At 65.6% G+C, this 12,897-nt stretch carries 12 protein-coding genes and 1 pseudogene; 11 read left to right on the top strand and 2 right to left on the bottom strand.

All coding sequences use genetic code 11. From position 1 onward, the window contains the following. Window positions 1-64: 64 nt before the first annotated feature. The 9 genes from E5X34_RS26055 to E5X34_RS26015 all read left to right on the top strand — a co-directional run bounded on the left by E5X34_RS26055 (window position 65) and on the right by E5X34_RS26015 (window position 8,487). Window positions 65-1,162 (top strand): adenylate/guanylate cyclase domain-containing protein, encoded by a 1,098-nt coding sequence (locus E5X34_RS26055; RefSeq protein ID WP_292570888.1) that lies wholly within the window; start codon window positions 65-67, stop codon window positions 1,160-1,162. Between the two features lie 162 nt (window positions 1,163-1,324). Then, on the top strand, window positions 1,325-1,972 hold the full coding sequence (locus tag E5X34_RS26050) for a thiamine phosphate synthase (protein ID WP_292570786.1): 648 nt from the start codon (window positions 1,325-1,327) through the stop codon (window positions 1,970-1,972). 1 nt (window position 1,973) lies between these two features. Beyond that, a complete protein-coding gene (locus E5X34_RS26045; RefSeq protein WP_292570783.1) occupies window positions 1,974-3,152 on the top strand; it encodes a sel1 repeat family protein in 1,179 nt (392 codons plus the stop codon). Between the two features lie 118 nt (window positions 3,153-3,270). Continuing rightward, on the top strand, window positions 3,271-3,837 hold the full coding sequence (gene efp / locus E5X34_RS26040; protein ID WP_126080741.1) for an elongation factor P: 567 nt from the start codon (window positions 3,271-3,273) through the stop codon (window positions 3,835-3,837). A 37-nt stretch (window positions 3,838-3,874) separates the two neighbouring features. Beyond that, window positions 3,875-4,675: an inositol monophosphatase family protein gene (locus E5X34_RS26035; RefSeq protein WP_042645719.1), complete on the top strand. Its 801-nt coding sequence runs from the start codon at window positions 3,875-3,877 to the stop codon at window positions 4,673-4,675. A gap of 189 nt (window positions 4,676-4,864) precedes the next feature. Next, window positions 4,865-5,557: a hemolysin III family protein gene (locus E5X34_RS26030; RefSeq protein ID WP_292570778.1), complete on the top strand. Its 693-nt coding sequence runs from the start codon at window positions 4,865-4,867 to the stop codon at window positions 5,555-5,557. Window positions 5,558-5,658: 101 nt separating this feature from the next. Further along, the gene (locus E5X34_RS26025; protein ID WP_292570775.1) at window positions 5,659-6,678 is read left to right on the top strand and encodes a MotA/TolQ/ExbB proton channel family protein; all 1,020 of its coding nucleotides are present in this window, start codon (window positions 5,659-5,661) and stop codon (window positions 6,676-6,678) included. Window position 6,679: 1 nt separating this feature from the next. After that, window positions 6,680-7,708, top strand: a complete 1,029-nt coding sequence (locus tag E5X34_RS26020) for a peptidoglycan -binding protein (RefSeq protein ID WP_126063982.1) — start codon at window positions 6,680-6,682, stop codon at window positions 7,706-7,708. A 353-nt stretch (window positions 7,709-8,061) separates the two neighbouring features. Further along, entirely contained in the window at window positions 8,062-8,487 is a 426-nt protein-coding gene (locus tag E5X34_RS26015; protein WP_292570772.1) for a hypothetical protein, read from the top strand. 73 nt (window positions 8,488-8,560) lie between these two features. On the opposite strand, the pseudogene E5X34_RS26010 reads toward E5X34_RS26015, so the two are convergent. Beyond that, window positions 8,561-8,910 (bottom strand): annotated as a pseudogene (locus E5X34_RS26010) (DUF1304 domain-containing protein). 147 nt (window positions 8,911-9,057) lie between these two features. Between E5X34_RS26010 and E5X34_RS26005 the strand changes: the two are divergent. Next, complete coding sequence (locus tag E5X34_RS26005) at window positions 9,058-10,542, top strand: carboxypeptidase M32 (RefSeq protein ID WP_292570767.1); 1,485 nt, start codon at window positions 9,058-9,060, stop codon at window positions 10,540-10,542. A gap of 31 nt (window positions 10,543-10,573) precedes the next feature. On the opposite strand, the gene E5X34_RS26000 is transcribed toward E5X34_RS26005, so the two are convergent. Then, window positions 10,574-12,376, bottom strand: a complete 1,803-nt coding sequence (locus tag E5X34_RS26000; protein ID WP_292570765.1) for an ABC transporter transmembrane domain-containing protein — start codon at window positions 12,374-12,376, stop codon at window positions 10,574-10,576. A 206-nt stretch (window positions 12,377-12,582) separates the two neighbouring features. Between E5X34_RS26000 and rpmE the strand changes: the two genes are divergently transcribed. Then, entirely contained in the window at window positions 12,583-12,804 is a 222-nt protein-coding gene (gene rpmE, locus E5X34_RS25995) for a 50S ribosomal protein L31 (protein WP_040974396.1), read from the top strand. Window positions 12,805-12,897: the final 93 nt, after the last annotated feature.

Here is a 12,897-nt window from a genome sequence, read left to right as displayed (position 1 = left end):
TAAAATCTCGTTGGGTCGATTCCCGCTGGTGACAGCGACGGAACGCCGAAGCATGATCATATCGATGCGGCTTTCTTCAACTTTCGCCTGGCTGGTCGACAGCGCCGGCGGCGCCGTCCAGCCGGATGATTTTCTGGCCACGCTCGGCGCGCGGCTGGTTGACGACGGGTTGCCACTCGTCGGTGGAGCCCTGACGCTCGCCGCGCCGCATCCGATCATAACGCGCCGCGCCTGGCTGTGGCGGGCGGAGACAGGCGTCGTCATGGAGGCGCTGGGTTTTGGCGCCGGCATGATGCCTGGAACCGGAGAGGCAGATCTCGGACGCGAATGGCTGGCGGGACTGGGAACCGGTGTCGTGTACGATTACACGGTTGGGCCGGAGTGCGAGGACGCGCAATGGGGGAATCCAAAACTGAACTGGGCCGCGGCACGCCCTCTCGCGGAGCACGAATCGAAAACACTGGACCAGGTGGCGCGCTTCGCCGTGGCGCCGCTCGCCGCTCTCGCCGCTAGGTCGACGCTGTCGGCCCTGCTTGAGGCCTATCTTGGGCAACGCAGCGCGGCGCAGGTGTTGGCCGGCCGTTCGCGGCGCGAGGTTGGCGAGACAATCCGCGCGGTCCTGCTCTACAGCGATTTGCGCGACTTTACCGCCCTGTCGGAAGAGACGGACGCCGAGCAGGTCGTGGCGGCGCTCAACGCCAGCTTCGATCGCATCGCCGGCGCCGTTCACGCTTTTGGCGGCGAGGTGCTGAAATTCATCGGCGACGGCGTGCTGGCGATCTTTCCTGTCGGCGAGCGCTCGGTCTCAGAGGCTTGCGAGGCCGCGTTGCGCGCGGTCGCAGCGGCGCGGGCGGGGATGGCGCAGCTCAATCAGGTTCGTGCCGGACAGGGCATGCCCGAGCTGCAATTCGGCATGGCGCTGCACATCGGCGACATGGTGTGGGGCAATGTCGGCACAGCCGACCGTCTGGATTTCACCGCAATCGGCCCGGCCGTGAACCTCGTCAGCAGGCTCGAAGGCCTGTGTCGGCCGCTTGGACGGAGCGTCCTGATCTCCGGCGCTGTCGCGGCGGAAACCACGACGCCCTTGGCCCCGTTGGGCGAACACCAATTGCGTGGAATTGTCAGACCGTGCGCCGTCTTCAGCCTGCCGGACGGGTGATCCCTGGAGCGGTTCGGCGTTTCCGCGAAACTGCTCTGTAGTCCGGCGGCGTCCCCGCGCTCGACGATCCTGCTTCGCCCTCCTGTTCAAGCTGGCCGCTTTGCTCTATGCCGCAATGCAACCATCTTCGCCCGGCATAGGCGAAACCGGGATCGAAGGCCAATGAACGATTTAACCCCGCCCAATCGCTGCCGCATCGTGCTGATCGCGCCGCCGCTCGTGCCGGCCGAGCATATCTGCGCGGCCTTCGAGGGCGGCGACATCGCCTCGCTAATCCTGTCGGACAACGGCATGGATGACGCCTCCTTCCAGGCCTTCGCCGAACGGATCGTGCCGATCGCTCAAGGCGCCGGCATCGCCGTCATCATCGCCGGCGACAGCCGCATCGCCGGTCGCGTCCAGGCCGACGGCATCCATGTCGAGGCAAAGCCGCGGGATCTCGCCGAGACGATCGAGCGCCTGGCCGGCAAGATGATGGTCGGCGCCGGCGGCGCCAAGACGCGCGATGAGGCGCTGGAGCTCGGCGAGGAACGGCCCGACTACATGTTCTTCGGCCGCTTCGGCTACGACAACAAGCCGGAGCCGCATCACCGCAACCTCGCCCTCGGCGAATGGTGGGCTGAGATGATCTCGATCCCCTGCATCGTCATGGGCGGCTCCGAGCTTGCTTCCGTCGAGGCGGTGGCCGCGACTGGCGCCGAGTTCGTGGCGCTGTCCAGCGCCGTTTTCGCCGATGGGCGCGATCCCGCGGCGGTGATCGCCGCCGCCAACGCGCTGCTCGATGAAACCGCGCCGCGTTTCGAGGACTGACATGCGCCTGCGTGTGCTTCCTCTGGCCGTCCTGGCCGGCTTGCTGGCTCCGGCTTGCTGGCAGGGCGAAACGGCGAGCGCGACCGAGACCGTGCCTCTGCCGCAGCCCCGGCCGGAGACGAGCGCGCCGGACAAGGGCGCGCCAGACGCAGCCAAGCCGGATGCAGGCTCGCCGGACACGGGCACGCCGGATAAGGGCAAACCGGACACGGCCACGCAGGACACGGCGCCGGATGCGAGCCGGTTCGGCGGCGATCCGCATATCGACAAGCCGATCCAGAACACCTTGCCGCAGCCGGCCACCATGACTCCGCCATCGGCCGACACCGTCAATCCCGACCGTTTCGGCGCCAAGCAGCCGGACGTCGCCTATGGCGCCTTCCAGCGCGGCCTCTACAAGACCGCCTACAACCTCGCTATGGAGCGCGCCAAGAACGGGGATCCGGCGGCCGAGACGCTGGTGGCTGAAATCCTGTCGCGCGGGCTGGGCGTGCCGCTCAATCCCGCCGAGGCCGCGAAATGGTATGGGCTGGCCGCCGAGCAGGGCGTGCCGGAGGCGCAGTTCCAATATGCGCTGATGCTGCTCGATGGCCGCTATGTGAAGAAGGACGAAAAGGGCGCCTTCGCGCTGATGCAGGCATCGGCCGAGGCCGGCAACCGGCTTGCGCAGTTCAACTTCGCGCAGTTGCTCGTCCAGCAGGATCCCGGCGATGCCGGGCTTGTGAAAGCCGCCGTCTACTACGAGCGCGCGGCCGCCACCGGCCTTGCCGACGCGCAATATGCGATGGCGCAACTCTATGCCAACGGCGCCGGCGGCAAGCCGCATGACGACGCCCAGGCGCGTATCCTCCTGACGCAAGCCGCGCGGCAAAACTACGACACGGCGCAGATCGACCTCGCCGCCTGGATGATCGAGGGGCGCGGTGGCGAGCGCGACCTGAAATCTGGCTTTGCCTGGATGAGGCGGGCGGCGCAAGGCGGCAATGTCGCCGCCCAGAACCGCCTCGCCAAGCTCTATATGGGCGGCATCGGCACCGACCCGGACCTGATCCTCGCCGGCGCCTGGTACATCGTCGCCCGCCGCGCTGGATTGATCGACCCGCAGATGGACGATTTCCTGCAGGGCCTCGACGACGACCAGACCAAGCAGGCGCTGCAAAAGGCAAATCGCCTGCCTTGAGGCCCGTCGCCGCGGCAACCGCTCAGGTTCCCTCCCTTGCCTACCTTGGCAATTTGTGGTCTTGGAGGCGCCAAAGCGCGACCCGCGCCAGAAAATCTCATTCCGGATCAAGTTCATCATGGCCAAGATCAGTGGCAGCGAAATCCGTCCCGGCTATGTCATCGAGCACGATGGCGGCCTGTGGGTGGCGGTCAAGACCAACACCGTCAAGCCCGGCAAGGGCGGCGCCTACAACCAGGTCGAGCTGAAGAACCTGATCAACGGCACCAAGCTCAACGAGCGCTTCCGCTCGGCCGAGACAGTCGAGCAGATAAGGCTCGACCTCAAGGACTTCTCTTTCCTCTACGAGCAGGGCGATGCGCTGGTGTTCATGGACACTGAAAGCTACGAGCAGCTCGAGCTGGCCAAGGACTTCGTCGGCGAGCGCGCCGCCTTCCTGCAGGACGGCATGATGGTGACGGTGCAGCTCTACGAAGAGCGGCCGATCGGCATCTCGCTGCCCGACCAGGTGACGCTGACCGTCACTGAGGCCGATCCGGTGGTGCGCGGCCAGACGGCCGCGTCCTCCTACAAGCCGGCGGTGCTGGAGAACGGCATCCGCGTTCTGGTGCCACCCTTCATCTCGGCCGGCGAGCGCATCATCGTCGACACCAACGAAATCACCTATATGCGCCGCGCCGATTGAGCGCCGGCCGGTAGGAAGACAAAGCCAGGAAGAAAAAATGGCGCGTTCCGCTCTCCTCAACGTCATGGTCCAGGCCGCGATGAAGGCCGGCCGCTCGCTGTCGCGCGACTTCGGCGAGGTGCAGAACCTGCAGGTCTCGATGAAGGGACCGGGCGACTATGTCAGCCAGGCCGACCGCAAGGCCGAAGAGATCGTCTACGCCGAGCTGTCGAAGGCGCGGCCGGGCTATGCCTTCCTGATGGAGGAGCGCGGCGCGGTCGAAGGCGAGGACGCCCAGCACCGCTGGATCGTCGACCCGCTCGACGGCACCACCAACTTCCTGCACGGCATCCCGCTCTTCTCGGTGTCGATCGCGCTCGAGCGCCAGGGCCAGATCGTCGCCGGCGTCGTCTACAATCCGGCGATGGACGAGCTCTACACGGCCGAGCGCGGCGGCGGCGCCTTCATGAACGACCGCCGGCTGCGTGTTGCCGGCCGCTCCAAGCTGACCGACGCGGTGATCGGCTGCGGCGTGCCGCATCTCGGCCGCGGCCAGCACGGCAACTTCCTGATCGAGCTGCGCAATGTCATGGCCGAAGTCTCGGGTGTTCGCCGCCTCGGCTCCGCCGCGCTTGACCTCGCCTATGTCGCGGCCGGACGCATGGACGGCTTCTGGGAAACCGGCCTGTCGTCCTGGGATATCGCCGCCGGCATCCTTCTGGTGCGCGAAGCCGGGGGCTTCGTCTCCGACATGGATGGCGCGCAGGACATGCTGGACAATGGCGAGGTCGTCGCCGGCAACGAGATCATCCAGCGCGCGCTGCTCAAGACCGTGAAGAAGCCGTTGGCGCCTCGCTGAGCGCGGCGTCGCGGTCAGCGCCCTACTGCGAAAGTCGGAATCGATTTTCGCTAGGGATCATGCGCAAATCAAAGTGCTACAGCGCTCTTGCGCGTCGAAAGGACGCGCGGCGGCGCAGTCGCAAAACCGCAACCGAAGCTTGAAATACTGGTCCGCGACCGCCCAGATTAGGGCAATGCAGGATCATTCATGAACGACGCGCGCGCAGATACGAGGCTTGAGATCCCCTTCGTGGGGCGCTGGCATTATTCGCGCGCCGAGATGATCGCGGACGGCGTCGTCCATGCTGTCGGCATCGTGCTGGCGATCGCCGCCGGTTCGGCTTTCCTGGCGCTCGCCGCATTCCATTCCGGGCCGGGCGAGTATGTCGCCGTCGTCTTCTACGTCGTGTCGCTGCTCACCGTGCTGTCGGTGTCGCTGGCCTACAATCTGTGGCCGGTATCCTGGCCGGCGAAATGGATCCTGCGCCGCTTCGATCATGCAGCGATCTATCTCCTGATCGCCGCCACCTACACGCCCTTCCTCGCCCAGCTCAAAAACTCGTCGCTGGCGCTGCCCATGATCGTCGTCGTGTGGGGCGCAGCTGCGGCCGGCATCGCCATCAAGATGTTCCTGCCCGGCCGCTACGACCGGCTGGCCATCGTCTTCTACCTCGCCATCGGCTGGAGCGGTGTGGTGCTGGCCGGACCGCTGGTCCAGACGCTGCCGACGACCTCGGTCGCGTTGCTCGTCGCCGGCGGCATCGTCTATTCCTGCGGCGTCATCTTCTTCGCCTGGAAGGGCCTGCGCTTCCACAACGCCGTTTGGCACGGTTTCGTCGTCACCGGCGCCGGCCTGCATCTGGCCGCCATGGTCGACTGTCTGGTCGTCAACCGGTTCTAATCCATGACGTAGGCGATATTGAAAAGCGCCATTCAATTTGGTCACAATTCCGTTTAGAGTCGCGGCAATTCTGCGGCGGTGGCATCGGAAACGGGGCACGGATGGCTTTTCTCAGATCCTTCGGCAGGCGATCGGACGTCCTGGTCTATGATCCGCACAAGCTGTCGAGCCCGCAGGTTTTCCTGCTCACCATGGTGATCTTCCTGATCATCGTCGGGTTCATCGCCGCCATCCTCACCCGCCAGATCTCGACCGCCTTCTCCAGCAATCCGGGCCTCAACGGGTTGATCGTCGGCGTTCTTGCGGTGGGCATTCTGCTCGCTTTTGCCCAGGTCGGCCGACTGTTCCGCGAGGTGCGCTGGGTCAATTCCTTCCGCGCCGGCTCCGAAACCACCGAGCCCGTGCTGCTGGCGCCGATGAAGGCGATGATCGGCCGCTCGTCGACGATCGCCTTCTCGACCTCGTCGATGCGCACGATGCTCGATTCCATCGCCACCCGCCTCGACGAGAGCCGCGACACCTCACGCTATCTTGTCGGCCTGCTGGTGTTCCTCGGCCTGCTCGGCACCTTCTGGGGCCTGCTCAACACCATCGCCTCGATCCGCGAGACGATCGAAGCGCTGGATCCCGGCACCGGCGATGCCGCGGCTGTCTTGGATGCGCTGAAGCAGGGCCTGTCGGCGCCGCTCGCCGGCATGGGCACCGCCTTTTCGTCCTCGCTGTTCGGCCTTTCCGGCTCGCTCGTGCTCGGCTTCCTCGACCTGCAGGCCGGCCGCGCCCAGACCCGCTTCTACACTGAGCTTGAGAACTGGCTGTCCTCGGTCACCGACCTGTCGTCGGACATCGTTGTCTCCGACACGGCCAAGACCGAATCCTCCGAGGACATCCGGCTGCTGTCCGAGCGGCTGCGCAGCCTGCAGGAGAACGGCGGCGGCTCCAATCCGCGCGTCGCCACCGCCATGGCCAACCTCGCCGACGGCATTTCCGGGCTGGTCAAGAACATGCGCTCCGAGCAGCAGATCATGCGCGACTGGGTCGAGGCCCAGTCGGACGAGCAGAAGGCCATGCGCAACACGCTGGAAAAGATCGCCGACGCGCTGAAGAAGCAAGGGGTCCACTGACGTGGCGCTGGCAAGACGGCGCGCCGACCGCCGCATCGACTACTGGCCGGGTTTCGTCGACGCGCTGTCGACGCTGCTGCTTGCCATCATGTTCCTGCTCACCGTCTTCGTGCTGGCGCAGTTCCTGCTCAGCCGCGAGATCTCCGGCAAGGACGCGGTGCTCAACCGCCTCAACTCGCAGATCAACGAACTGACCCAGCTGCTCGCGCTGGAGCGCACGAACAGCCAGGACAAGGAGGATTCGCTCGCCAACCTGCAGGCCTCGCTGTCGGCGGCGCAGGCCGAAAAGAGCCGCCTCGAGCAGCTGCTGGCGCAGGGCGCCGGCGCCGGCGACGCGGCCAACAAGCGGGCCGACCAGCTTTCCGGCGAGCTCAGCAACCAGCGCCAGATCAGTCAGCAGGCGCTGAGCCAGGTCGAGATCCTCAACCAGCAGATCGCGGCGCTTCGCAAGCAGATCGGCGCGCTGGAAGATGCGCTCAACGTCTCCGAGCAGCGCGACCGCGACTCCAACACCAAGATCGCCGATCTCGGCCGCCGCCTGAACGTGGCGCTGGCGCAGCGCGTCCAGGAGCTCAACCGCTACCGTTCAGACTTCTTCGGCCGGCTGCGCGAGATCCTCGCCGACCGCGAGAATATCCGCATCGTCGGCGACCGTTTCGTCTTCCAGTCCGAGGTGCTGTTTCCGACCGGCTCGGACGAGATCAACGATGCCGGCAAGGTCGAGATGAAGAAGCTCGCCGACGCCATCATCGAATTGCAGAAGGAAATCCCGCCGGAGATCAGCTGGGTGCTGCGCGTCGACGGCCACACCGATAACAAACCGCTGTCCGGCACCGGCCGCTATCGCGACAACTGGGAACTGTCGACCGCGCGCGCCACCTCGGTGGTGAAATTCCTGATCGAGAACGGCGTGCCGGCCAACCGGCTGGTGGCCGCCGGCTTCGGCGAGTTCCAGCCACTCGACCCCGCCGATACCGACGAGGCGCGTAGCAAGAACCGCCGCATTGAACTGAAGCTCACCGAACGGTGATTAAAGCATGTCTCCCGAAAGTGGGAACCGGTTTCGGGATAAAGACATGCGTAAAATCAAAACCCTAAAGCGCACGGAACGTCTCTGAAAGATCGCGACGCGCTTTAGGATCACGGAAAGTCACGGGAAGTTGTTTGTCGGCTGAATACTTAGCGCGCCAAGTTCCGGCGGCAAGGCCTGAAAACATTATCATTTTTTAATTACACATCGGCAATCGACGCACCTAATTTGCCGCGCAGGGCCGGGGACCGCCGGCGATGCCTCCCATCGCGACGCGACGGAACCGGACGGCCCGTAAAGGTCGGAAGGCTGGCGGCAGGGCCGCGGCCTTCCCTATCGGAGGATGCGCCGCCATGCGCGCTTCAACATCTCTCAAGACTATGACCCTGGCTGCCGCGCTGATCGCGGCCCCGCTCGCTGGCGCCTGTGCGGCCGGGCACCACAAGGGGGCGCTCGACGCGACCCCTACGACCGATTTCATCGGCCCGCGCGCGGCCGGTCTTATCGATCAGGTCCAGGGCGTGGATCAGGGCATCACCGATGCCCGGCAGGCAAACAACATTTCGGCTTCCGAAGCGCAGCAACTGCACATGCGCGCCGCTCGCATCAGCCAGGCCGCGGACCATGTCGCGGCTTCGGATCACGGCCGGATCCCGTCCGCGCAATACCATGAACTGCTGCGCCGCCTCGACAATGTCGACCAGAGGCTGATGAACGACACCGGCAGCGGCTTCATGATGGGCGACGGCTCCGACGGCGGGAACTACCCGAACGGCTGACGTCTCCGGCAGAAACGGACGCCCGCGGGACCTGGCCCCGAGGGCGTCTTTTTTCGATCGCGTATCGTTTTGGTTATAGGCCGAGCCAAAGCGCGAGGATCGCAATTATTGCCGGAACCGTCTGAACGAAGAGAATCTTGCGGCCGACAGTTGCCGCGCCATAGAGGCCAGCTGTCGCGACGCAGAGCAGGAAGAACATCTTGACCTGAAAGCCTGCGGCGCCGAGGTAGAGACCCCAGATCAGGCCCGCGGCGAGAAATCCGTTATAGAGCCCCTGATTGGCGGCAAGCACCTTCGAAGCTCTGGCAAATTCAGGCGCCAGCTTGAACGCCTTGTGGCCGCGGGGCGTGTCCCATAGCACCATCTCCAGATAGACGATGTAGCAATGGATCAGCGCCACCCGACCAGTATATTGCCGACCATCGTCCCCTCCAGCAGCTTGTTCCCGGCATTGATCACGCAGCCGCCCCACAAGGCAAGACCACTAGTTCCATCCCGGCCGATCAGGGTTGCCAAGCGCGGTGCGTTGGTATCTTTTCGCGCCAGCCACATTGAAGCTGGGTATCCATCATGTCCTTCCAGAAACTCGACGACCTCTGCCACAAGCTCGAAGCGCTCGAGCATGCTTTGGCCATCCTCGGCGCCGACGAAGCGACGCATATGGCGGTTGGCGGCGGCGAGAAGCGCGCCGAGGCGATGTCCTCGCTTGCCGGCATGCTGCATCGCCAGGCGACCGCGCCGGAGATCGGCGACTGGATTTCGGCCGCCGAAGCCGAGCCGTTGAGCGAAGAGCAGCAGGCGGCGGTCCGGGAACTGCGCCGGCAATACACCAACCTCACCTGCCTGCCGGCCGAGTTTGTCGAGCGCCAGACGGTAGCGCGCATGCGCTCCGAGCAGCTCTGGCGTGACCTTCGCGCCAAGAATGATTGGGCAGGCTTCCTGCCGGCGCTGGAAGGCGTCGTGACGCTGGTGCGCGAGGAAGCGGCGCTGCGTGCCGATGCGCTCGGCCTCACACCCTATGACGCGCTGATGGAGCAATACGATCCCGGCAACCGGGCCGCCGACATAACGCCGGTCTTTGCCGAGCTGAAGGCCTTTCTCAAGGACTTCCTGCCGCATGCGCTGGCCGTGCAGGATGCACGGCTGGCAAAACATCCGTTGAAGCCGCTGTCGGGTAGCTACGCCATCGACAGGCAGCGCGAGCTCGGCCTCGCCATGATGGCGGCGGTCGGCTTCGACCTCACCCATGGCTCGCTGTCGGTATCGCACCACCCCTTCTGCGGCGGCGTGCCGACCGACGTGCGCATCACCACCCGCTACAAGACCTCCGACTTCCTGTCGGCGCTGATGGGCGTGCTGCACGAGACCGGCCACGCGCTCTACGAGCAGAACCTTCCAAAGGCCTGGTCGCACTGGCCGCTCGGCAAGGCGCGCGGAATGGCCGTGCATGAGAGCCAGAGCCTGTTCGTCGAAAAGCAGGTCGGCCGCAATCCCGCCTTCTGGCGTTGGGCGCTGCCGGTGGTCGAAAGACATCTCGGTGAAGCCTGGTCGCTCGACGACATCCTGCCGCTTGTCCACCATGTGAAACGCGGCTTGATCCGCGTCGACGCCGACGAGGTCACCTATCCGCTGCATGTCATCCTGCGCTACGAGCTCGAGCAGGAGCTCGTGACCGGCCGGCTGGAGGTCGCCGACCTGCCCGATGCATGGGACGCCAAGATGCGCGACTATCTCGGCCTCTCGACCCTCGACAACCCGGCCGACGGGCCGATGCAGGACGTGCACTGGCCGGGCGCCGCCTTCGGCTATTTCCCGTCCTACACGCTGGGCGCCATGATGGCGGCGCAGCAATGGGCGGCTTTGACCAGGCAGCATCCATCCGTCGACGAGGACCTCGCCAAGGGCGATTTCAGCGCCATCAACGAGTGGCGTCGTGCAAAGATCTGGTCGCAGGGCTCGCGCTGGTCGACGCCGGACTTGCTCGAGCGCGCCACCGGCGAGAAGCTGAATGCAGCTTACTTCACCGAGCATCTGCGCCGGCGTTACGGCGGCTGACGCGAGGCACTTCGAAGCCAGCCGGATGCGGCTACTCCGCCGCTCCTTTGAACACCCCGGCGCCTGCCTCGAACTGCAGTTTGGCGAGCCGCGCATAGGTGCCACCCTTGGCGACCAGGCTCTGATGCGTGCCTTCCTCGACGACGCGCCCGCCCTCCATGACGAGGATACGGTCGGCCTTGAGCACTGTCGCCAGACGGTGGGCGATGACGAGGGTGGTGCGGCCGCGCATCAGCCGCTCCAGCGCCCGTTGCACCAGCGTCTCGCTCTCGGCGTCGAGCGCCGATGTCGCTTCGTCGAGCAGGAGGATCGGCGCGTCGCGCAGGATGGCGCGGGCAATGGCGATGCGCTGGCGCTGGCCGCCCGACAGCGTCACGCCGCGCTCACCGACCTGGCTGTCATAGCCCTTGTCCAGCCTGGCGATGAATTCATCGGCAAGCGCCACCTTGGCTGCGGCCTCGATCTCAGCCTCGCTGGCGCCCTGCCGGCCGAAGCCGATATTGTCGAGCACGCTTGCCGCGAAGATGGTGACGTCCTGCGGCACGATCGCGATGCGTTGGCGGATGGCGGCCGGATCGGCCTCGCGCAGGTCGACGCCGTCGATGGCGACGCGGCCGGTCTCGGGATCGTAAAAGCGCAGGATCAGCGAAAAGACGGTACTCTTGCCGGCGCCCGAAGGCCCGACGATCGCCACCGTCTCGCCGGGCTTCACCTGGAAGCTCAGGCCGTGCACGGCGGCGCGGTCCGGCCGGGCCGGATAGGAGAAGGAAACGTCGTCGAAGCTGATCGCGCCCTTCGCGGTGGCCGGCAGTGGAAGCGGCTCGACCGGCCGCTGGATCGTTGGCGTCTCGGCCAGGATCTCCGTCAGCCGCTCGGCGGCGCCCGCCGCCTGCGACAGCTCGCTCCACACTTCCGACAGCGCGCCGAGCGCGCCGGCGGCGAACACCGAATAGAGCAGGAACTGGCTGAGCGTGCCGGGCGACAGCGTGCCGGCAAGCACGTCGCGCGAGCCGAACCACAGCACCGCCACCACCGAGGAAAAGATCATGAAGATGGCGAAGAAGGTCAGGAACGAGCGCGCGAACACCGAGGCCCTGGCTGCTTCGAAGGCGGCGTCGACGGCGTCAGCGAAGCGGCCGGTCACCAGCTTCTCGTTGGTGAAAGCCTGCAGCGTGCGCACCGCGCCGATCTGCTCGCTGGCATAGGCCGTGGCCTCCGCGAGCGTATCCTGCGCTTGCCGGGACTTGCGCCGCACCGAGCGGCCGAAGGCGACCAGCGGCAGCACGATCAGCGGAATGGCCGCGATCACCAGGCCGGACAGTTTCGGGCTGGTGACGACCATCATCGCCACCGCGCCGAGGCCCAGGATGACATTGCGCAACGCGACCGAGGCGGTGGCGCCGACCGCCGACTTCACCTGCGTGGTGTCGGCGGCGAGCCGCGACACGATCTCGCCCGAATGCGCGCGATCGAAAAAGGCGGGCGACAGTGTCGTGACATGGGCAAAAACGTCGCGGCGGATGTCGGCCACGACCCGCTCGCCCAGCGTGATGACGAAATAATAGCGGCTGGCCGAAGCCGCCGCGAGCAGCGCCGCCATCGCCACCAGCGCGGCGAAATATTCGGCGATGAAGGTAGAGCCCGAGGCCTGGAAGCCATGGTCGATCATGCGCCGCACGGCCATCGGCAGGGCAAGCGTCGTCACCGCCGCCACGATCAGCGAGACGATCGCGCCGAGCGCCAGCTTCCGGTAGCGCGTGATATAGGGGAAAAGGTTTCTCAGCGGCCGGACCGAGCGCCTGCGCTGGTCTCCACTGGCACCGATATCCGCCATGAGCGTTTCCTCTGGCCGCTGGTCAATACCGCGCTTCAATATGCGCTTGCCGCGGCCTTGTGATTCAATTCCGGCTGATGTATAGGCTCGCCGACCGTTTTAGAAGCCGTGGCTTTTCATTAGCTGCGGCTTCGAGTTTTAAAAAGGGGCGCATCGACGCAGGCCATTGGCCCGTCACCGGCGCCGGCAAGCCAGGACATAAGACAATGAAGGCCGATATCCATCCCGACTACCACACCATCAAGGTCGTCATGACCGACGGCACCGAATACCTGACCCGTTCGACCTGGGGCAAGGAAGGCGACACGATGAACCTCGACATCGACCCGACCACGCACCCGGCCTGGACCGGCGGCCAGCAGACCCTGCTCGACCGCGGCGGCCGCCTGTCGAAGTTCAAGAAGCGTTTCGAAGGTTTCGGCCTCTAAGCCGGATACCTCGGCAGTTTTTGAAAAACCCGCCTTCGAGGCGGGTTTTTTGTTGCCAGGTTCTTCCTTCTCCCCGTTCAACGGGGAGAAGGT

Origin of the sequence: Mesorhizobium sp. (assembly GCF_004963255.1) — a bacterium.
Taxonomy (GTDB): domain Bacteria; phylum Pseudomonadota; class Alphaproteobacteria; order Rhizobiales; family Rhizobiaceae; genus Mesorhizobium.
The sequence above is the reverse complement of the archived record's forward strand: the minus strand, read 5'-3'. Positions and strand labels throughout refer to the sequence as shown.